Consider the following 18,388-nt stretch of genomic DNA (forward strand, 5'->3'; position numbering starts at 1 on the left):
ACCTGAATCAAACCGGACGTTAACCGAGCTGTGGTTCAATCGTCCCAATGATTGGGAGAAAAGGGTCGCCGCACAGGCGATGCCATCGGGGAGTCCAAAATCCATGACGATCGGAACCCGGATCGCGCTTGGCTTCGCCGCCGTGCTGCTGCTGACCGTGGGCGTGGCGTTCGTCGGCTGGAACAGCCTGAGCACCTATGCCGAACGGGTCGATTTGGCGTCCCACACCGCCGACCTCGACACCCGGCTGAAGTCGGTCCGGCTGGAGGAGGCGCGCTTCGTCACCGAACGCGACGCCAAGGCTGCGACCAATGTTCCGGGAATGCTGGATGCCCTGCAGACCGAAGCGCAGGAAACCCGCGCCGCCCTGACCGAGGGCGAGGGCCGGCGTCTGCTGGACGAGGTTCTGTCGGGCATCGACGGCTACCGCGCCGCCTTCGCCAATTTCGTCGCACAGGACGGCGAGGCGCACGCCCGCACCGCCAGTATGGAAACGCGCGCCCGCGCGCTGCGCGAGATCGCCGAGAAGATCGGCAAGCAGCAGTCCGAGCGCTATGACCTGAACATGACCAGCAAGCGCGACGCCGATGCCGAGTTGCGCCACAGCATGGACACGGCGGAGCGCGCGAACCGTGTGATCGAACGGGTTCTGGAAGTTCGGCGCCAGCAGAGCGAACTCCGCCGCAACGCGGACGAGGCGCTGGCCGACCGCATCGTGGCGGCGCTGGACGAATTGGTGCAGACCACCGACACCGTCGCCAAGGACCTCGTCGGCACCAATGACGAGGAACTCGCCGCCCGGATCGCCGGCGATTCCCGCGCCTATCACGATACCGTCAAGTCCCTGCGCGGCAAGGGCGTCGCCGCGCTCACCGAGGCGGGGGTGGCCATCGGGCTCGACGAAGCCGCGCGCGGCGTGCAGGAGCGCGCGGTGGAGTTGCAGCAGAATCAGGCGATGGTGACCGAGGCCCTGAGCGAGGCCTCCAAATACGCCCAGAGCGAGGTGAACGAGGCGGTGATGCTGCGCGGTCTGGCGATGCGGCTGGTGCAGGGCGCCCAATCCGCGATGCTCGGCCAGCGCGATTTCCTGCTGACCGGCGCGGCCGACGCCAAGGCCATGGCCGACGCCGCGGTGAAGGAGATCCTGGGGCTTGCCGAACAGGCCGGCGCCGTGCTGGTCGACCAGGAAGGGCGCGCTCTGATCGCTGCCATCACCGAGGCCGCACGGGCCTTCGACTCGGAATTCGCCTCGCTGTCGTCCGCCGTGGCCAAGCAGCACGAGGCATCGGCGGCGATGGCCAACGCGTCCGCCACGGTCAGCGGCCAGGTCGGCCGGCTGGTCACCCTGCAGCGCGACGACCGCGAAGCCGGGCGCGCCAGCGCCGGAATGGTGATCGCCGTGGGGGCCGCCGTGGCGCTGATCCTTGGCATGCTGATGGCCTGGATCATCGACCGTGCCATCACCCACCCGCTGCACGCCATGACCGGCGCCATGGGCCGGCTGGCCGAAGGAGACCTGACGGTCGACATCCCCGGCAGCGACCGCAAGGACGAACTGCGCAACATGGCCGCAGCCATGACCATCTTCAAGGACAACGCCCTGGAGATGCAGCGGATGGAACGCGAGCGGGAGGAGATGCGCATCCAGATCGATGCCGACCGCCGCCGCACGATGAACGAGTTCGCCAACGGCTTCGAACAGGCGGTGTCGGGCGTGGTCATGTCGCTGACCGAGTCGGCCAACTCGCTGGGCCGGGATGCGCAGGAGATGTCGTCGGACGCGGCGCTGACCACCGCCAAGTCAACCGCCGTCGCCACGGCCTCGCAGCAGGCCACCGCCAACGTGCAGACGGTCGCGGCGGCGGCCGAGGAACTGTCGGCTTCCATCGCCGAAATTTCCCGACAGCTCAACGCCAGTTCGGCCACCGCCTCCGGTGCCGCCGACAAGGCGGTGCAGACCAACAGCATCGTCGAGGGTCTGTCGCTCGCCGCCGAGCGGATCGGTCAGGTCGTCGGCCTGATCGGCGAGATCGCCGAGCAGACCAACCTGCTGGCGCTCAACGCGACCATCGAAGCCGCCCGCGCCGGTGAAGCCGGCAAGGGTTTCGCCGTGGTGGCGACCGAGGTGAAGAACCTCGCCGGCCAGACCGCCAAGGCGACCGAGGAGATCTCCGCCCAGGTCGCGGAGATGCAGACCGCCACCACCAGTGCGGTGGACGCCATCCGCACCATCTCCGAAGCCGTCACCGCCATCAGCGGCACCGTTACCGACATCGCCCATGAGATGGAGCAGCAGGGCAGCGCAACCCGCGAGATCGCCCAGAATGTCCAGCAGGCGGCCGAAGGCACCCAGCAGGTGATGCGCAACATCGCCGAGGTGACCACCGCCGCCACCAAGACCGGCGGCGCCGCCGATGCGGTCCTGACCGCCAGCCGCACGCTCGCCACCCAGGCCGACCGCCTGCGCGGCGAGGTCCAGGGCTTCCTGAACAAGGTACGGACAGCCTGACGTTTAGAGCCTGACTATTTGAAGTGGCGTGCGGCAGCGGAGCCGCACGCCCGACCTCCGCACCGTCAGGCCGCAGCGGCGGACCAACGCCGGATCGGCGCGCGGGAGAGGGCAGAGTTGCCGTAGGCGCGCAGGGTGGTGACCTCCGCACCGATCCAGTCCGGCAGCGGCACCATCTGGTCGGGAGAATCCAACTCGACCTCCGCAATGACGAGCCCGGCATTATCGCCGTGGAAGACGTCGATCTCCCAGCACAGCCCGTCCTGGCGGTGGCGGTAGCGCGTCTTTTCGATCACCCGCCCTTCGCAGCCATGCAACAGGAGTTGGCAGGCGAAATCCAGTGCAAGCGGGTGTTCCACTTCGTCCCGGCAAGCGCCCCGTTTCAGCGATTTGATGGTCAGTGTGGCGCGGTCCTCCGCAATGCGGACGCGGACCGTGCTGGCGCCGTCGGATCGCAGGTATCCCTGGAGGATTCGGACGCCATCCCGGCAGAGATGCCGGACATCCTTGCGGACCAGAAAGCGCCGCTCGATTTCCAGTGCCATGGCTAGGCCCTTCGGACGAACTCGCCGACGACCCTAGCCGAAAGTCCCTGCCGGCTTCAACCTCGTTGCTCTGTGCGGAGCGCAACCGAGACTGCATGCGCCCGTACTATGACGTGACGATCGGTCGCGACGGGTCTGGGAATGATGATATCGTCAGGCGATGAATACCGATCTTTCCGCCTGGATCCCTGGGGCCGCGATCCCCTGGCTGGTGCTGTTCGCCCTTTACGGGCTGCCACTGCTGCATGTGGCGCTGTCGCGCCGCGGCGGCGGATGGCGCCCGCCGGCCGGGTCGCGCTGCCCCTTCGGGCCGCGCGCCGGCTGGCTGGTGATGGTGCTGATGCTGGGACCGGTCGGATGGCTGATGTTCGCACTCCGCCGGCCCCGCCGCGCATCCGGCAGATAGCATCAGGCAGATTGGCTGGAGATCAGATCCGGCCCATCAGCAGCAGAACGATCAGGACGATCAGAAGCACGCCTAGGATGCCGCTGGGACCATAGCCCCAGCCACGGCTGTGCGGCCAGGCCGGAACGGCACCGAGAAGCAGCAGAATCAGGATGATGAGCAGAATCGTGCCGAGCATGGCCTTCTCCCTTCCGGTAGAGCTTTCATAACGGGCAAGCGGAACCTGAACAGGTCTCGGAGAGGATTGTTCCTGTCCGGCTCGAACGTGACCCTCCGCCACCACCAAGGGAGGATGCGGCACCTCCGGCGCTCCCCGAACGCGATATGCCCGACCTTTCGGAATGCCGGCTGCGGGAGGGCTCACCCCGGCGGCCGATCCACCCGGTACAGCTCGTCGACAAAGCTGGCGAAGGTCGCGATCCGGCGGCGCATGAAGGCGAGCATGGCGGGGGTGCGCGGGAAGCTGTCGATCCGCCATGTGCTGTCCGGGCCCAGCCGCTCAGCGGCGACCTGATGGACGCGATGGAACATCAGCAGCAGCGGGCCGATATGCTCGATATCCCGGCGTACCGCGGCACCGTGGTACCAGACGGTGTCAGGGGGCTCCAGCCGGGCGAACATCCAGCCCACGACGACTCCGTCCCGACGCACCATCCAGCTGTTGTCGGACCAATGTTCGAACTGTGCGGCCATTGCAAAGGGGCTGAAGTCGGCATCGATGGCCCCGGCTGCGATCAGCCGCTCCACCTCCGCCCGATCGTCCGGCGTCGCGTCGCGCCAGAGCACCAGGCCGTAACCGCGCAAAACCCGCAGCGCCGGAGAATGTGCCTCCGCCCACTCCAGGACCGCCCGCGGCGTGCCGGCCGCCCGCATAGATTGCAATACCGGCTCGCCCCAGCCCTGCCGGCGCAACAGCCCTTCGAATGCCGCCCGCGCCGGCAGGCGGGAGGAGTAGGTGGCGGTCAGCCGTTCCCCGGCAGGAACCTCGGCGGCCAGCGCCTCCATCAGCCGCCCCCCGACCCCGCACCGCCGCCAGCCGGAAGCGACCGATACCGACAGCAGTGCCGTGCCCTCCTCCAGGCTGCGCGCCAGGATCAATCCGGCGGGGATGTCGCCGATCCAGGCGCCGATCGCGACGGTGCCCATGTCGACAGGCGCCAGGAAACTGCGGTAAGCCGGGTAGGTCAGCCGGGCGAAGGCGTTGCCGTCACCCTCCAATGCCGCGATTCGGAGATTGGGAAAGGCCGCGAGCGGAGGGTTGGCGGCGGACGGGTCGGTCATTGGCTGGACAATCGTATCGGAGCGGGAGGCCGCAGGTTCCACTTGCTAATCATTGGATTGCAAATTGTATGCTCTCCAACACAGGCAGCCGCTACGCGAGACGACCATCATGACCGCATTCCTCAGCATCGCCGACAAGCGCCATATCGAAGATGCAGCCGCCGATCCCGCGGTGCGCTCCAGCCTGCTCAGCGACCCGCGCAACAGCATGGAGCGGATTCTCGGTCGTCCGCTCGGCGACGTCGGCATCCGCCTGCACGAGGAACCGGCCGGCGCAATGTATTTCGCCCTGCCGGCGCCGGGCCAGGGCGGCGCAGTGCCGGAAGCCAGGACCCGCCGCCAATTCTTCGAGAACATGCTGTTCGAAATGGCGGAACGCAGCCCCGCACTGCTGCGGCAGGCCGAGGCCGATCCGCGCCGCATGTTCTTCGACCTGACCGGCAACGACGTCGACCTGCCCCCCGGCCACCAGCCGGTGATCTTCGCCGACGGGCCGTCGGAAATCCATGTCGTGCTGCCGCAGCCCTCCGAATCGATCGAGGACGAACTGCCCGACGACCTGCTGGAGTTCGTTGCCGGCGGCGCGCCCTCACCCTGCAACAGCCGAGCCGGCGAAAACAAGAGCGCGGTGGCCGCCGGCTTGGACAAGCTGTCTTTGTAAACGGGCCGTCTCCGGCGAGGTTGACCGGCCGGCGGCAACACCGTAGGGTGGCGGGCATGAACGCGCTTCGTCTCGACGGCATTCTGCGAATTAGTGGCCCGGCTCTCCTTTGAGAGCCGGGGATTTTCCACGCCCATTCCGCAGACCCGATTGAAGGCCTGACCGCGTCATGTCCACCCTCCTGAACACGCTTTCCACCGCCGCGACTCCTGTGTCCGCGCCGGACGCCCGTCCCACGGCCCCCGGCCGCCAGGTCGCATTCTCCCTGCTGGCCGATGCCGATCCCGGCACCCTGCCCCGCATCCTGGAACTGGTCGCCAAGCGTGGCCACGTCCCCCTGTCGCTGCGCAGCGATTGCATCGGCGATAGCCTGGCGATCGAAATGAAGGTCGGCGACCTGCCGCAGCCGGAAACCGATCACATCTGCCGCTGTCTAAGCCAGATCCCCATGGTCGCACGGGTCACGGTGACGGAAATCACCGCGGACTCCGCCGCTCTGCTGGCTGCGGCGGAGTAACCGCCGGCCGTAACCGTCGCCCGGTCGCAATCCAGGCCAGTCGCCAGTCAGGCCGGCCTGGATGGTTCCCTGTCGCCGGCCGGCCCTTCCGGCACGGTGGCGGTCCCATCCGCCTTGTCCATGTCCGTAGCGGGATCGGCATCCACTCCGCCCTCCGCCGAGGTCTCGACGATCTCCGTGCGCATCAGTTCCGCGGCGCGCTGCAGCTTGCGGAACTGGACGATGGAGAATGGCAGGGTGACCATATAGGCGGTGCCGACGATCGACAGCGTCCACCAGGGCTGGCTGACCATCATCGCCGCCAGCAGGCCGACACCGGCCAGCGCCGGGACCACCCACTGGGCCGGAACCCGCGCGCCCTTGAAGGAGAAGGTCGGCAGGGTGCTGACCATCAGCCCGCCGATCAGCAGCGTCCAGGGCACGATGACCGCCGGGTGGCCGGGATATTGCGGCCCGATCTCGAACCCCAGGATCATCGGCAGCAGCACGAGGCCGGCACCGGCCGGCGCCGGCACGCCGGTGAAGTAGTTGTAGGCCCAGGGCGGCAGGTCGACGACACCGAGTCGCGAGTTGAAGCGGGCCAGACGCAGGGCACAGCACACGGCATAGGCCATGGCGGCGATCCAGCCCAGGCTGCCCGCCCCGTTCAGCCCCCACAGATACATCATGAAGGCCGGCGCCACGCCGAAGCTGATGGCGTCCGACAGGCTGTCCAACTCCGCGCCGAACTTGCTCTGCCCGTTCAGCAGACGGGCGATGCGGCCGTCCAGCGCGTCCAGGATCGCGGCGATGACGATGGCGATGACCGCCGGCTCCCACCGCCCCTGCATGGCGAATCGGATCGCCGTCAGGCCGGAGCAGAGCGCCAGCACCGTCAGGACGTTCGGCAACAGGTGGTTGATCGACAGCCCTTTCAGCCGCGGGTGCGGCCGGCCGGGACGGCGGGCCCGGTGCGGGCGGAAGATTTGCTGGCGGAAGACGGGCGGTCGTTTCATCGCCGCACGTCCCCCTGCCGCTGCGGTTCGGTGCCGTTCAGATCGGCCAGGATCGTCTCGCCGCCGATGGCGGTCTGGCCGACGCAGACCAGCGGGGCGACGCCGTCGGGAAGATAGATGTCGGTGCGGCTGCCGAAGCGGATCAGGCCGAAGCGCTCGCCCGCCTTCACCTCCTGCCCGGCCTTCACCCACCACAGGATGCGGCGCGCCACCAGCCCGGCGATCTGGACATAGGCGATCTCGCGCCCGTCCGGCAGACGGTGGCGGAAAGCCATCCGTTCATTCTCGTCGCTCGCCTTGTCCAGCGCGGCATTGACGAAGGTGCCCTTGTGGTATTCGGCCGCCACGATGGTGCCGTCGGCCGGCACGCGGTTGACGTGGACGTTGAAGACGTTGAGGAAGACGCTGATCCGGGTCAGCGCCTTGTCGCCCATGCCCAACTCCTTCGGCGGCACGGCCTGGACGATCATGGTGACGCGCCCGTCGGCCGGACTGACCAGCAGGCCGGGCCGCGTCGGCGTCACCCGGTCGGGATCGCGGAAGAAATAGGCGCACCACAAGGTGAGCACCAGGCCGATCCAACCGAGCGGCGCCCAGACGGCGAGACCGAGGATCAGGGAAACCACGGCGAATCCGGCGATGAAGGGCCAGCCGGCACGGTGGATGGGGACGACGACGGTATCGATGGCGGACATCGCCTGCTTTCTTCGTATTTTCAGACCACAGCGAACAGCCATTCTAGCTGTGCGTTCCGAGCCTTTACAGAATTTTAGCGGCCAGCGCCCATGCTGTCGTCTCCGTCGACCCAGAAGCCGAGCGTGCCGCCTTGTCCGTTCCCGATCTGAAGACCATTCAATCGCTGGCCGAAGTGCCGGACGGCGCCCTGCCGATCAATCCCGGTTCGATCGAGGTGACGCCGGAAGGCGTGCTGGGCATCGCCAAGCCGCCCCGCCCCTGCAAGCTGACCTTCATGGCCGACGGCCTGCCCTTCAACGTCGCCGTCCGGCACGAGGGGCCGGAGGAAGGCGGCGGGTCGATCTGCCAGATTTGGGCCGATGTCGGCCATGTCCCCTACACCGCCCAGGCGCCGGAGCGCCGGCGCGCCCTGCTGGCTGTCCTGCGCGGAATCGAGGGGCTGCCGCATGTCCGCTTCATCGTCCAGGGCGGGCAGAAGATCATCCTGTTCTCGGAAATCCGCCTGGAACACCACGCGTCGCCCGAGGACCTGTTCCACCAGACCATTCTGGTCCTGCAGGAAGCGCGTCCGTTCCTGCGCCTGCTGGGCGAATATCTGTAAGGCGGAACGGCTGGAACTCTTCAGCCTTCCGGCCAGAACCCCTCATCCATGATCTCGGCGAAACTCCACGGGCACTGGACGGAGAACGCCGCCTCGTCGATGCCGGTTTCGGCAGCGGCATCGCGCCGCGCCAACCGGTAGGCGTCGGCGATCGATTCGCCCAGCTTCGACTTCAGGCTTGGATTGTCACGCAGATGCGTTTCGATTTCGTCGCGGCTGTTGGCGACCGAAAGACGCCAGGAGTTGCCGCGGCGGGCCGGTTGATGCTTCAATTTCAGCAGATGATGCAGGAGCACGCGCAGCCGGCTGACCAGTTCCCGCTTCTCGGTCTTGCCCATGCTCTCGATCTCCTCGGCGATGTGCTCGATGTCCGCCGCGTCGAGCTTGCCGGCCCGCAGGAGAGCCGCCTGTTCGTTCGCCCAGGCGTAGAAATCGCGGTCGTAGAGGCTGCTTCCGTCCATCGCCACCTCCCCACATCGCCGATCCGCACGGGCGGACCGGAAGCACTCTTCCCCGGTCCGCCGCATGGGATCGCTGCGCTTACTTCGGAACCTTGCCCTGCACGCCTTCGACGTACCAGTCCATCTTCAGGATCTGCTCGTCGGTGGCATGCTTGCCTTCCGGAATCACGACCTTGCCGGACTGGTCCTTGACCGGGCCCTGGAAGGAGTGGCGCTTGCCCGACACGATGTCGGCCTTGATCTGCTCGGCCAGCTTCACGACGTCGGCCGGGATGGCCGGATTGTAGGGGGCCAGCTCGACCATGCCGGTGCTGATGCCGCCCCAGGTGTCGATCGGCTTCCAGGTGCCGTCCAGCACCGCCTTGACGCGGTCGACATAGTAGCCGTTCCAGTCCTCGACGATCGCGGTCAGGTGCGACTTCGGACCGAAGCGGGTCATGTCCGACGACTGGCCGACCGACCACAGCCCACGCTCCTGAGCGGTCTGGATCGGGGCCGGGCTGTCGGTGTGCTGGACGATCACGTCGGCACCCTGGTCGATCAGCGCCTTGGCGGCCTCGGCCTCCTTGCCGGGGTCGTACCAGCTGTTGACCCAGACCACGCGGACCTCGGCCTTCGGGTTCTGCTCGCGCAGCGCGATGGTGAAGGCGTTGATGCCGCCGACCACCTCGGGAATCGGGTAGGAGCCGATGTAGCCGATGATGTTCGACTTGGTCATCTTGCCGGCGATGGCGCCGACCACGGTGCGGGCCTCGTAGAAGCGGCCGGAGTAGGTCGCGACGTTCTCGGCGCGCTTGTAGCCGGTGGCATGCTCGAACTTCACGTCGGGATGGCGCTTGGCCACCTTCAGCGTCGGGTTCATGAAGCCGAAGGACGTGGTGAAGATCAGCTTGTGGCCGCTGGAGGCCAGCTGCTCGATCACGCGCTCCGCGTCGGCGCCTTCCGGCACATTCTCGACGAAGGTGGTGGTGACCTTGTCGCCCAGCGCCTTCTCCACGGCCAGACGGCCCTGATCGTGCTGGTAGCTGTAGCCGTGGTCGCTGACCGGGCCGACATAGACGAATCCGACCTTCAGATTCTCCTGCGCGAAGGCGGACCCCATACCGGCGCCCATGCCCACGCTCAGCGCGACCGCGGCACCGGCCAGGCCCAGCACCGCCTTGCCCATCGTCCTTCTGTTCACGTCGACGCTCCTTGTTCTTCAGTGTCTTTAGATATGGGCTTTGTTTCGATTTCAAAACGACGCGTCAAGCATCGGGATGAAACAGTTTTCCCAGACAGGCCGGCGCGTTCAGGCGGATGCGGGCGACGTCCCGCGAAATCAGCACCAGAACCAGAACGGTAGCCAGATACGGCAGCATCGACAAGAGCTGCGACGGCACGTCGATGCCCAGCCCCTGGACATGCAGCTGCAGGATGGTGACGCCGCCGAACAGCCAGGCGCCGAGCATGGCACGGGCCGGCTTCCAGGTGGCGAAGACCACCAGTGCCAGCGCGATCCAACCGCGGCCCGACGTCATGTTCTCCGCCCACATCGGCGTGTAGTCCATCGACAGGAAGGCGCCGCCCAGCCCGGCCATGGCGCCGCCGAACAGCACGGCGAGGAAGCGGATGCGCAGGACCTTGTAGCCCAGCGCATGGGCGGCCGTGTGGTTCTCTCCCACCGCGCGCAGGACGAGACCGGCGCGGGTGCGATAGAGGAACAGATGGACCAGCGGCACGGCGGCGACCGCCAGATAGACCATGATGTCCTGGCCGAACAGCGCCTGACCAACCACCGGCAGGTCGGTCAGGCCGGGGATATACAGCTTCGGCAGCCCGTCCAGCGGGATGCCGACGAAGCCCTGGCCGATCAGCGCCGACAGGCCGACGCCGAACAGGGTGAGCGCCAGCCCGGTCGCCACCTGATTGGCCAGCAGGAACAGGGTCAGCACGGCGAACAGCGAGGCGGTGGCGGCACCGGCCAGCGCGGCGACGAGAAATCCGGCGGTGGCGCTGCCGGTCTGCACCGTCACGGCGAAGCCGCAGACGGCACCGACCAGCATCATCCCTTCCACACCGAGGTTGAGGACGCCCGACTTCTCGACCACCAGTTCGCCCAGGGCGGCGAACAGCAGCGGCGTCGCGGCGGCGAACATGGCGGCCAGGATCGGGCCGATCAGGGCGAGGTCGTTCATGCCGCGGCCCTCCGCGCTCCGAAGCGGACCCGGTAGCGGATCAGCACGTCGCTCGCCAGCAGGAAGAACAGAAGCATGCCCTGGAACACTCCGGTGATGGCCTTGGGCAGGCCCATGGCGATCTGTGCCGCCTCGCCGCCGATGAAGGACAGCGCCATCAGCAGCGCGGCCAGCAGGATCCCGACCGGATGCAGCCGGCCCAGGAAGGCGACGATGATGGCGGTATAGCCGTAACCGGGCGAGATGCTGGCGGTGATCTGGCCGATGGGGCCGGCGATCTCGCCCATGCCGGCGATGCCGGCCAGCGCGCCGGACAGCAGCAGCGTCAGCCAGACGATGCGCTTCTGGTCGAAACCGGCATAGCCGGCGGCGGCCGGGGTCAGGCCGATCACCTTGATCTGGAAGCCGATGAAGGTGCGCGCGATCAGCAGCCAGCCGCCCGCCACCGCCGCCAGCGCGAACAGAGCCCCCAGATGGACACGGGTCCCCGCCCACAGGATCGGCAGCGTCGCATCGGCCTCGAACAGCCGCGATTCGGGGAAGGCGAAGCCGTCCGGGTCGCGGAAGGGGCCATGGACCAGATAGTTCAGCAGCAGCAGAGCCACGTAATTCAGCATCAGGCTGGTCAGGATCTCGCTGGCGTTGAAGCGCAGCCGCAGATAGGCCGGCACCGCCGCCCACACCGCCCCGCCGATCGCCCCGCCGATCACCATCATCGGCAGCAGCCACCAGCCGCCCTCGCCATAGAAGGCCAGCGCCAGCCCGCCGCCGGTGATGGCGCCCAGCGTCAGCTGCCCTTCGGCGCCGATGTTCCAGACATTGGCGCGGAAGCCGATGGCGAGCCCGACGGCGCAGAGCACCAGCGGCGTCGCCTTCACCACCAGCTCGCCCAACCCACGCACGGAGGTCAGCGGTGCGACGAAGAAGGAATAGAGCGCCTTAAGCGGGTCGAAGCCCATCGCCATGAACAGGATGAAGCCGCTGAGCAGGGTCAGCGCCACCGCCAGCAGCGGCGTGGCATAGACCATGGTCTTCGACGCCTGCCCGCGCGGCTCGAGACGAATGAAGCTCATGCGGCGTCTCCGGCGCTCAGATACCCATCAGACCGCACGCGTGATCTCCCCGTCTTCGTCCGGCGGCGTGCCGAACAGGCCGCCCATCAGCAGGCCGATGCGTTCCACCGTCGTCTCGTGCGTCGGCCGGCTGTCGGACAGGCGGCCGTGGAACAGCACGGAAATCCGGTCGCTCAGCACGAACAGCTCGTCCAGATCCTGGCTGATGACCAGCACCGCCGCACCCGACCGCGCCAGATCGATCAGCGCCTTGTGGATGGCGGCGGCGGCACCGGCATCGACGCCCCAGGTCGGCTGGCCGACGACCAAAAGCTTGGGCTTTTGCAGGATTTCGCGGCCGATGATGAATTTCTGCAGATTGCCGCCGGACAGCGACCGCGCCTCCGCCCGATGGCCATGGGCGACCACGTTGAAGCCGCGGATGATGGTCTCGGCATAGGCGCGGGCGCGGGCGAAATGGACCATGCCGCCACGCACCAGCGGCTCGCGGGCATAGCCCGAGAGCAGCGCATTCTCCGACAGGCTCAGTTCCGGCACGGCGCCGCGGCCCAGCCGCTCCTCCGGCACGAAGGCGAGGCCGAGTTCCCGGCGCGCCCGCGGTCCCAGATGTCCGGCCGACCTGCCCTCGATCACCACGGCGTCGGCGTCGGCCAGCAGCACCTCGCCGCTCAGCGCCGCCATCAGTTCCGCCTGACCATTGCCGGCGACACCGGCGATGCCCAGGATCTCGCCCGCCCGCACCTCGAAACTGACGTCCTTCAGGTTGGTGGCGAATGGATTGTCGGAGGTCGTCGACAGATGGCGCACCGTCAGGCGGGCGGCCCCGGCGGCGCCCTGCGGCGGCCGTTCGGGGGTGGACAGCTCCGCCCCCATCATCATCTCGGCAAGGCTGCGTGCCGTCTCCTGCCGCGGGTCGGCGGCACCCACCACCTTGCCGGCGCGCAGCACGGTGGCGCGGCTGCACAGGGCGCGGATTTCCTCCAGCTTGTGCGAAATGTAGAGGATCGTGCAGCCCTCCGCCGCCAGGACGCGCAGCGTCTCGAACAGCTTGGCCGCCTCCTGCGGCGTCAGGACGGAGGTCGGCTCGTCCATGATCAGCAGCTTCGGGTCCTGCAACAGGCAGCGCACGATCTCCACCCGCTGCCGCTCGCCCACCGACAGGTGGAAGACGTGGCGGCCGGGGTCCAGCGCCAGCCCATAGCGTTCCGACACCGTGCGGATGCGGTCGGCGAGCTGGTCCATCGGCCCGGCATCGTCGAGGCCGAGGGCGATGTTCTCCGTCACCGTCAGCGTGTCGAACAGCGAGAAATGCTGGAACACCATGCCGATGCCGAGCCGGCGGGCACCGGCCGGATCGGGCACCGTCGTCTCCGCCCCCTGCCACAGCATGGTTCCGGAATCCGGGTGCAGCACCCCGTAGATCATCTTGACCAGGGTGGACTTGCCGGCCCCGTTCTCGCCCAGCAGCGCATGGATCTCGCCCGGCTGCAGCACGAGGTCGACATGGTCGTTGGCCAGGCAGCCGGGGAATCGCTTGGTGATGCCGCGCAGCTCCAGTCGGGGCGGCGGAGCGTCCGGGGGTAAGGTCTCGGCGGGCGAAGGCAAGGAGGAGCAATCCGGGAAAAGGTCAAACCTGCATGGCATTGCCAAAGCCGTGCCACCGCTACCAACAGAGTAATCCGGCGGCACCACCGGCCGTCAACAGCCGATCCTCTGCCCAACGGTGATGCATCTGCCGCTTTGGTCATCATGCCACAGTCGGCACCCGCAACCCAGCCTTCTGCAACGCGGCAGACTCTTGCCAGCGGGCTCGTTCGGCCCAACACTTCAGGCTATCGAGTGATTGGGAGGCTAGGATGTCGGCGGGTTACGCAGTGCTGGACCAGCGGAGCGTGGTGGCGGTTTCGGGGGAGGACCGCAAGGCCTTCCTGCAGGGGCTGGTGTCCAACGACATGCTGCGGGTCACGCCCGACCATGCCGCCTACGCCCTGTTCCTGACCCCGCAGGGCAAGTTCCTGCATGATTTCAGCATCGTCGAGTCGGACAGCGGCGAGGACGCCGTCCTGCTGCTGGATCCGGAAACGGACCGGCGCGCCGACCTGCTGCGGCGGCTGAAGTTGTACAAGCTGCGGTCGAAGATCGCCCTGGAAGACCGGGCGGACCGGCTGTGCGTGGCCGTCGCCTTCGGGGTCGGCGCGCTTGAGGCGCTCGGGCTGCCGGCCGAACCGGGCGCGGCGCGGCCCTTCGCCGGCGGAGTCGCCTTCACCGATCCGCGGCTGCCGGCTTTGGGCGCCCGTCTGTTCCTGCCGGCCGATGGGGTCGCCGCACTGGAGTCGGCCGGATTGGCGCGGCGGGACGTGGCGGACTACGACCGGCTGCGCCTGTCGCTCGGCGTGCCGGACGGCACGCTGGACCTGATCCCGGAAAAGTCGATCCCGCTGGAAAGCCGGATGGACGCCCTGAACGCCATCTCCTGGGACAAGGGCTGCTACATGGGGCAGGAACTGACCGCCCGCACCAAATACCGCGCCCTCATCAAGAAGAAGCTGTTCCCCGTCACCTTCGAAGGCGCAGCGCCGGAAGCGGGCACACCGGTGACACTGGACGGCAAGGATGCCGGCGAGGTGCGCAGCGCCCGCGATGGTGCCGCACTTGCCCTGCTGCGACTGGAAGACGTGCAGCGCGCGGCCGAAAGCGGACTGACCTTCCATGCCGGTCCGGTGGCGCTGATTCCGCACGAACCGGACTGGGATCACACCTCAAAGGGGTAGTCCCTCACCAAAAGAATTCCCGGAAGGTGCAATAAAACGGGCTCCGTCGCTGTTGTTCCGATGTCTCTCGACACACGAACCCCGTGTCCTCGACACAACGACAAAGGAGCCACCCCCATGCGTCGCATCCTGATCGCTACCGCCGCTTCGCTGGCTCTCATGACCGGCGCCGCCGTCGCACAGACCACTTCGCCGACCGTGGGCAGCCCGTCTTCCTCCACCTCCAGCATGTCCAACTCCGCGGCCCCGGACGGCACCAAGACCGGCACGGTGAAGTCGGATACGATGAAGTCCGATGCCACCAAGTCGGACAGCATGACGTCCGGCAGCGCGGCCACGTCCGGCGGCCTGGCCGGCCAGCTGGCCAGCGCCGACGAACTGATCGGCAAGAACGTCTATGGCCGCGACAACAACAAGATCGGTGAAGTCGACGACGTCATCCTCGACGCCAGCGGCAAGGCCAAGCAGTTGGTCATCAGCTCCGGCGGCTTCCTCGGCATCGGGGAGAAGCAGGTCGCCGTCGATTACAGCGCCGCCAACTGGGATTCGCAGAACAACCGCCTGAACCTGGCCGGCATGAGCCGCGACGACGTGAAGTCGATGCCGGAGTTCAAGTACGACGACACCATGACTTCGCTGAACAAGAACCGGAAGCCGGCCGAGACCGAGAAGGTGGCGCCGGGCGCCGCCCCCACCAGCGGTTCCACCGGCACCACCACCACGAAGTAAGGGGTTCCTGACGGTGTGGGGGTCTGTCTCCCCCACACCTCACCCCCGCAGCAGATCCACGAACCGCCGGCAGGCCACGATCTCCGCGCGCACGTTGGCGCGGCGTTTCGTGGCCTCGGCGTCTTCGCCCCATTGCTCGATCTGATAGGTTTCGTCCAGCTGCGAGACCTCGAACGCCTCTTCGGCGCTGAGGCGGCCTTCCAGCAGCGCCAGCGCCACGATGATCGACCCGCAGACACCGGTCGCTGTCTGCAGCGCCGACAGATACCAGTCGTCGGTCCGCTCCACCACCCGGCGCAGGGCGCCCAGCGCCTCCTCCGGCTGCGGCTGCGGCATCAGTCCGGCGCACACATGCAGCGGCGCATCATAGGCCAGCGCCGCCCAATCCAGCAGCGGCTGCCAATGCTGCGCCTGCCGCTCCACCAGCGGTTGGGGATGTTCGGCGCGGTAGCAAAGCAGGTCGGTGCCGGCATAGGCGCTGATGGCCTGGACAATGTCCGGCCGCTTGGCCGGGATCAGGTCGATCGCGGTGCTCGACAGCTGCATCAGCGGCATCGAATGGGCGTCGATCCGATCGCCCTGCGCCGACCATTCATCCGCCACGCCCTGGGCCAGCGGCCGGCTGGGGAAGACCAGCGGCGCCTTGGCCGGGCTGCGCACCGGACGGCCATCCAACTCGACCTGAAAGCCGCCTTCGGTCTCGCCGACGTCCGCCGCCTTGTAGAAACGCTTCATCGCTTACCCTTCCAAAAGCTCCAGCACCGCGGTGGCGACGTCACGCCCGCGGTGAACGATGCGGTCGGCCCCGGCCCGCTCCAGCTCCGGCACCGCATGATACCCCCAGGAAACGCCGACCGACCGCACCCGCGCGTTGCGGGCCATTTGTATGTCGTAGGTCGTATCGCCGATCACAACCGTCGCCGCCTCGTCCGCACCGGTCTCCGCCAGCGCACGCTGCACCATGTGCGGATTGGGCTTTCCGGGGCCGACATCGGCGGTCTGCAAGGTGACGAAGCGACCGGTCAGCCCGTGGCCCTTCAGCACCGCGTCCAACCCGCGCCGCGACTTGCCGGTGGCGACGCCCAGCAGCACGCCCGCCGCCTCCAGCGCCGCCAGCGTGTCGACAATGCCGGGGAACAGCGGCTCGTCCACCTCGCCGCGGCTGCGGGCGCTGGAGAAGGCCCGCTTGTAGCTCTCCGCCACCGCGATATGCAGGTCCGCGTCGCGCTTCGGCAGCAGCAGGGCCACCGCCTCCACCAGCGACAGCCCGACCATGCGGCGGACATCGGCAGCGTCGGGTTCGCCCAGCCCATGCTCTGCCCAGGCCTGGGTCATGGCGTCGATGATGGCGAACTGGCTGTCGACCAGGGTGCCGTCGCAGTCGAACAGGGCCAATCGCAGCGGTGCTTTCCCCGAGGAGGCCATCATTCGAAATCCTCGAACGGGTCGTCGCGCAGGTTGGGGCTGAAACCGAAATACTTCCAGGTCGCCTGCATGTGGTCGGGCAGCGGCGCAGTGACGTCGATGGTCTTCCCGCCGCGCGGGTGCGGCAGGATCAGCCGGCGGGCATGCAGATGCAGCTTCTTCGCCACCTCCGCCCCGGCCAGGAAGGCGCCCTGCCCGGCATATTTGCCGTCGCCCAGGATCGGCGTGCCGACGGCGGCCATGTGGACGCGCAGCTGGTGGGTGCGGCCGGTCAGCGGCCACATGGCGACGAAGGCCGCCTGCTTGCCGACATTCTCCTGCACCGAATAGACGGTGACGGCGCGCTTGCCCTCTTCCTTGTTCTCCGCCACCCGCTCGCCCTGGGGGCCGCCTTCCTTGGCCAGCGCGAGGTCGATCTTGCCCTGGTAGGGCGTCGGTACGCCGACGGTGACGGCCCAGTAGATCTTGCGCACCGCGCTGCCGCGGAACAGCTCCGTCAGCTTGCTGGCGGCGAAGGTGGTGCGGGCCAGCAGCAGCACGCCCGAGGTGTCCTTGTCCAGCCGGTGGACCAGCTTCGGCCGCTCGTTGCCGTCGAAGCGCAGGGCGTCCAGCATGGCGTCGAGATGCTTGGAGGTGCCGGTGCCGCCCTGCACCGCCAGACCGGCCGGCTTGTTGATGGCGATGACGTCGGCGTCGCGGTAGAGCACCAGCGCCTGCAGTTCGGCGATCTGCTTGTCCGACATGCCCTTGGGCTTGCTGGCTCCCGGACTCGGCCCCCTGACCGGCGCGGCCCAGGCGGCCAGCGGCGGGATGCGCACGCCCTGCCCGGCCGCCAGCCGCGACGACGTCTCCGCCCGCTTGCCGTCGATGCGGACCTGACCGGTGCGCAGCAGCTTCTGCAGGTAGCTGTGGTTCACGTCGGGGAAATGCCGCTTGAACCAGCGGTCGAGCCGCATGTCGGCCTCGTCGGCCGTCACGGTGCGGATTTCGACCTTGCTGTCGCTTTTGGCTTCAGTCGACGTGGTATCGGCGTGATCGGCAGTGGGCTTGGGAGAGTCAGTCATCAGATGGACACCGAAACAAGAGAACGCACGGCCCACAGGCCGGCAAAGAAGCCCACCACGCTGAACAGCGTCGAGGCGAGGAAGTAACCCGCCGCCGTAGCGATCTCGTCACGGGCGACGAGGACGCCGATGTCCAGCGTGAAGGAGGAGAAGGTGGTGAAGCCGCCCAGGATGCCCACCAGAAGGAAGGCTCGAAGTTCCGGCGACGGCGACCATGTCAGCACCGCCAGTTCCGACAGCACCCCCATCACCGTGCAGCCGATCACATTGACGATGATCGTCCCCACCGGAAAGCGGGTGCCGATCCATTGTGCGACCAGCAGCAGCGCCAGGTAACGCGCCACCGATCCGGCGGCACCTCCGGCGGCGACGGCGAGCAATGACAGGGGGGATGCGAGCACGGCGCCTCCGGACGAGCGCTTGAAACGGGAAACGAGGGTCGAGCGCCGGATTAGAGCCAGAAACCGGCGGACTTGT

General features: G+C 67.8%; 21 protein-coding genes. 7 read left to right on the forward strand and 14 right to left on the reverse strand.

Going from position 1 to position 18,388, the window contains the following annotated elements:
• Positions 1 to 103: 103 nt before the first annotated feature.
• Complete coding sequence (locus tag FZ029_RS02135; protein ID WP_149267827.1) at positions 104 to 2,509, forward strand: HAMP domain-containing methyl-accepting chemotaxis protein; 2,406 nt, start codon at positions 104 to 106, stop codon at positions 2,507 to 2,509.
• Between the two features lie 65 nt (positions 2,510 to 2,574).
• On the opposite strand, the gene FZ029_RS02140 is transcribed toward FZ029_RS02135, so the two are convergent.
• Positions 2,575 to 3,054, reverse strand: a complete 480-nt coding sequence (locus tag FZ029_RS02140; RefSeq protein ID WP_149267828.1) for a CYTH domain-containing protein — start codon at positions 3,052 to 3,054, stop codon at positions 2,575 to 2,577.
• 160 nt (positions 3,055 to 3,214) lie between these two features.
• On the opposite strand from FZ029_RS02140, the gene FZ029_RS02145 reads away from it, so the two are divergent.
• A complete protein-coding gene (locus FZ029_RS02145) occupies positions 3,215 to 3,460 on the forward strand; it encodes a hypothetical protein (protein WP_149267829.1) in 246 nt (81 codons plus the stop codon).
• Positions 3,461 to 3,482: 22 nt separating this feature from the next.
• Here FZ029_RS02145 and FZ029_RS02150 read toward each other — a convergent pair whose 3' ends face one another.
• Together FZ029_RS02150 and FZ029_RS02155 are read right to left on the reverse strand one after the other, a co-directional pair.
• Positions 3,483 to 3,638 carry a DUF3309 family protein gene (locus FZ029_RS02150; protein WP_082860756.1) on the reverse strand — a complete coding sequence of 52 codons (156 nt, stop codon included), beginning with the start codon at positions 3,636 to 3,638 and terminating at the stop codon, positions 3,483 to 3,485.
• A 182-nt stretch (positions 3,639 to 3,820) separates the two neighbouring features.
• Positions 3,821 to 4,741 (reverse strand): GNAT family N-acetyltransferase, encoded by a 921-nt coding sequence (locus FZ029_RS02155; RefSeq protein WP_149267830.1) that lies wholly within the window; start codon positions 4,739 to 4,741, stop codon positions 3,821 to 3,823.
• Between the two features lie 109 nt (positions 4,742 to 4,850).
• Between FZ029_RS02155 and FZ029_RS02160 the strand changes: the two genes are divergently transcribed.
• On the forward strand, positions 4,851 to 5,402 hold the full coding sequence (locus FZ029_RS02160; protein WP_149267831.1) for a hypothetical protein: 552 nt from the start codon (positions 4,851 to 4,853) through the stop codon (positions 5,400 to 5,402).
• Positions 5,403 to 5,571: 169 nt separating this feature from the next.
• Positions 5,572 to 5,919, forward strand: coding sequence for a hypothetical protein (locus FZ029_RS02165; protein ID WP_149267832.1), 348 nt, complete (start codon positions 5,572 to 5,574; stop codon positions 5,917 to 5,919).
• A 47-nt stretch (positions 5,920 to 5,966) separates the two neighbouring features.
• On the opposite strand, the gene FZ029_RS02170 is transcribed toward FZ029_RS02165, so the two are convergent.
• Positions 5,967 to 6,914, reverse strand: a complete 948-nt coding sequence (locus FZ029_RS02170; protein ID WP_247892103.1) for a phosphatidylcholine/phosphatidylserine synthase — start codon at positions 6,912 to 6,914, stop codon at positions 5,967 to 5,969.
• Complete coding sequence (locus FZ029_RS02175; protein ID WP_085089917.1) at positions 6,911 to 7,651, reverse strand: phosphatidylserine decarboxylase; 741 nt, start codon at positions 7,649 to 7,651, stop codon at positions 6,911 to 6,913. Before FZ029_RS02175 ends, FZ029_RS02170 begins: the two co-directional genes overlap by 4 nt.
• Before the next feature lie 89 nt (positions 7,652 to 7,740).
• Between FZ029_RS02175 and FZ029_RS02180 the strand changes: the two genes are divergently transcribed.
• Positions 7,741 to 8,211, forward strand: a complete 471-nt coding sequence (locus FZ029_RS02180; protein ID WP_149267833.1) for a hypothetical protein — start codon at positions 7,741 to 7,743, stop codon at positions 8,209 to 8,211.
• Positions 8,212 to 8,231: 20 nt separating this feature from the next.
• On the opposite strand, the gene FZ029_RS02185 is transcribed toward FZ029_RS02180, so the two are convergent.
• The 5 genes from FZ029_RS02185 to FZ029_RS02205 all read right to left on the reverse strand — a co-directional run bounded on the left by FZ029_RS02185 (position 8,232) and on the right by FZ029_RS02205 (position 13,566).
• A complete protein-coding gene (locus tag FZ029_RS02185) occupies positions 8,232 to 8,672 on the reverse strand; it encodes a DUF29 domain-containing protein (protein WP_149267834.1) in 441 nt (146 codons plus the stop codon).
• Positions 8,673 to 8,751: 79 nt separating this feature from the next.
• Positions 8,752 to 9,840 carry a BMP family ABC transporter substrate-binding protein gene (locus FZ029_RS02190; RefSeq protein WP_149267916.1) on the reverse strand — a complete coding sequence of 363 codons (1,089 nt, stop codon included), beginning with the start codon at positions 9,838 to 9,840 and terminating at the stop codon, positions 8,752 to 8,754.
• Between the two features lie 79 nt (positions 9,841 to 9,919).
• The gene (locus FZ029_RS02195) at positions 9,920 to 10,849 is read right to left on the reverse strand and encodes an ABC transporter permease (protein ID WP_149198202.1); all 930 of its coding nucleotides are present in this window, start codon (positions 10,847 to 10,849) and stop codon (positions 9,920 to 9,922) included.
• On the reverse strand, positions 10,846 to 11,922 hold the full coding sequence (locus tag FZ029_RS02200; protein WP_149267835.1) for an ABC transporter permease: 1,077 nt from the start codon (positions 11,920 to 11,922) through the stop codon (positions 10,846 to 10,848). The genes FZ029_RS02195 and FZ029_RS02200 overlap by 4 nt, the downstream gene beginning before the upstream one ends.
• Positions 11,923 to 11,949: 27 nt before the next feature.
• Positions 11,950 to 13,566: an ABC transporter ATP-binding protein gene (locus tag FZ029_RS02205; RefSeq protein ID WP_247892104.1), complete on the reverse strand. Its 1,617-nt coding sequence runs from the start codon at positions 13,564 to 13,566 to the stop codon at positions 11,950 to 11,952.
• Positions 13,567 to 13,778: 212 nt separating this feature from the next.
• On the opposite strand from FZ029_RS02205, the gene FZ029_RS02210 reads away from it, so the two are divergent.
• The gene (locus tag FZ029_RS02210; RefSeq protein ID WP_149267837.1) at positions 13,779 to 14,693 is read left to right on the forward strand and encodes a folate-binding protein YgfZ; all 915 of its coding nucleotides are present in this window, start codon (positions 13,779 to 13,781) and stop codon (positions 14,691 to 14,693) included.
• A 117-nt stretch (positions 14,694 to 14,810) separates the two neighbouring features.
• A complete protein-coding gene (locus tag FZ029_RS02215; protein WP_149267838.1) occupies positions 14,811 to 15,422 on the forward strand; it encodes a PRC-barrel domain-containing protein in 612 nt (203 codons plus the stop codon).
• A 39-nt stretch (positions 15,423 to 15,461) separates the two neighbouring features.
• Here FZ029_RS02215 and FZ029_RS02220 read toward each other — a convergent pair whose 3' ends face one another.
• Genes FZ029_RS02220 through crcB form a run of 4 tightly spaced genes read right to left on the reverse strand, consistent with a single transcriptional unit; the run spans position 15,462 to position 18,312 of the window.
• Positions 15,462 to 16,157, reverse strand: coding sequence for an ATP12 family protein (locus FZ029_RS02220; RefSeq protein WP_149267839.1), 696 nt, complete (start codon positions 16,155 to 16,157; stop codon positions 15,462 to 15,464).
• A gap of 3 nt (positions 16,158 to 16,160) precedes the next feature.
• Positions 16,161 to 16,850, reverse strand: a complete 690-nt coding sequence (locus FZ029_RS02225) for an HAD-IA family hydrolase (RefSeq protein ID WP_247892105.1) — start codon at positions 16,848 to 16,850, stop codon at positions 16,161 to 16,163.
• Positions 16,847 to 17,911, reverse strand: a complete 1,065-nt coding sequence (locus FZ029_RS02230) for an RluA family pseudouridine synthase (protein WP_149267840.1) — start codon at positions 17,909 to 17,911, stop codon at positions 16,847 to 16,849. Before FZ029_RS02230 ends, FZ029_RS02225 begins: the two co-directional genes overlap by 4 nt.
• Positions 17,911 to 18,312 (reverse strand): fluoride efflux transporter CrcB, encoded by a 402-nt coding sequence (gene crcB, locus FZ029_RS02235; RefSeq protein ID WP_149267841.1) that lies wholly within the window; start codon positions 18,310 to 18,312, stop codon positions 17,911 to 17,913. Before crcB ends, FZ029_RS02230 begins: the two co-directional genes overlap by 1 nt.
• Positions 18,313 to 18,388: the final 76 nt, after the last annotated feature.

The organism is Azospirillum sp. Sh1 (assembly GCF_008365135.1).
Lineage (GTDB): Bacteria > Pseudomonadota > Alphaproteobacteria > Azospirillales > Azospirillaceae > Azospirillum > Azospirillum oryzae.

What these genes read in the sequence shown, in the direction of transcription:
- FZ029_RS02135 (WP_149267827.1), top strand. Translation starts at nt 104, where the DNA reads ATGACGATCGGAACCCGGATCGCGCTTGGCTTCGCCGCCGTGCTGCTG.
- FZ029_RS02140 (WP_149267828.1), bottom strand. Translation starts at nt 3,054, where the DNA reads ATGGCACTGGAAATCGAGCGGCGCTTTCTGGTCCGCAAGGATGTCCGG.
- FZ029_RS02145 (WP_149267829.1), top strand. Translation starts at nt 3,215, where the DNA reads ATGAATACCGATCTTTCCGCCTGGATCCCTGGGGCCGCGATCCCCTGG.
- FZ029_RS02150 (WP_082860756.1), bottom strand. Translation starts at nt 3,638, where the DNA reads ATGCTCGGCACGATTCTGCTCATCATCCTGATTCTGCTGCTTCTCGGT.
- FZ029_RS02155 (WP_149267830.1), bottom strand. Translation starts at nt 4,741, where the DNA reads ATGACCGACCCGTCCGCCGCCAACCCTCCGCTCGCGGCCTTTCCCAAT.
- FZ029_RS02160 (WP_149267831.1), top strand. Translation starts at nt 4,851, where the DNA reads ATGACCGCATTCCTCAGCATCGCCGACAAGCGCCATATCGAAGATGCA.
- FZ029_RS02165 (WP_149267832.1), top strand. Translation starts at nt 5,572, where the DNA reads ATGTCCACCCTCCTGAACACGCTTTCCACCGCCGCGACTCCTGTGTCC.
- FZ029_RS02170 (WP_247892103.1), bottom strand. Translation starts at nt 6,914, where the DNA reads ATGAAACGACCGCCCGTCTTCCGCCAGCAAATCTTCCGCCCGCACCGG.
- FZ029_RS02175 (WP_085089917.1), bottom strand. Translation starts at nt 7,651, where the DNA reads ATGGCTGTTCGCTGTGGTCTGAAAATACGAAGAAAGCAGGCGATGTCC.
- FZ029_RS02185 (WP_149267834.1), bottom strand. Translation starts at nt 8,672, where the DNA reads ATGGACGGAAGCAGCCTCTACGACCGCGATTTCTACGCCTGGGCGAAC.
- FZ029_RS02190 (WP_149267916.1), bottom strand. Translation starts at nt 9,840, where the DNA reads ATGGGCAAGGCGGTGCTGGGCCTGGCCGGTGCCGCGGTCGCGCTGAGC.
- FZ029_RS02195 (WP_149198202.1), bottom strand. Translation starts at nt 10,849, where the DNA reads ATGAACGACCTCGCCCTGATCGGCCCGATCCTGGCCGCCATGTTCGCC.
- FZ029_RS02200 (WP_149267835.1), bottom strand. Translation starts at nt 11,922, where the DNA reads ATGAGCTTCATTCGTCTCGAGCCGCGCGGGCAGGCGTCGAAGACCATG.
- FZ029_RS02205 (WP_247892104.1), bottom strand. Translation starts at nt 13,566, where the DNA reads ATGCCATGCAGGTTTGACCTTTTCCCGGATTGCTCCTCCTTGCCTTCG.
- FZ029_RS02210 (WP_149267837.1), top strand. Translation starts at nt 13,779, where the DNA reads ATGTCGGCGGGTTACGCAGTGCTGGACCAGCGGAGCGTGGTGGCGGTT.
- FZ029_RS02215 (WP_149267838.1), top strand. Translation starts at nt 14,811, where the DNA reads ATGCGTCGCATCCTGATCGCTACCGCCGCTTCGCTGGCTCTCATGACC.
- FZ029_RS02220 (WP_149267839.1), bottom strand. Translation starts at nt 16,157, where the DNA reads ATGAAGCGTTTCTACAAGGCGGCGGACGTCGGCGAGACCGAAGGCGGC.
- FZ029_RS02225 (WP_247892105.1), bottom strand. Translation starts at nt 16,850, where the DNA reads ATGATGGCCTCCTCGGGGAAAGCACCGCTGCGATTGGCCCTGTTCGAC.
- FZ029_RS02230 (WP_149267840.1), bottom strand. Translation starts at nt 17,911, where the DNA reads ATGACTGACTCTCCCAAGCCCACTGCCGATCACGCCGATACCACGTCG.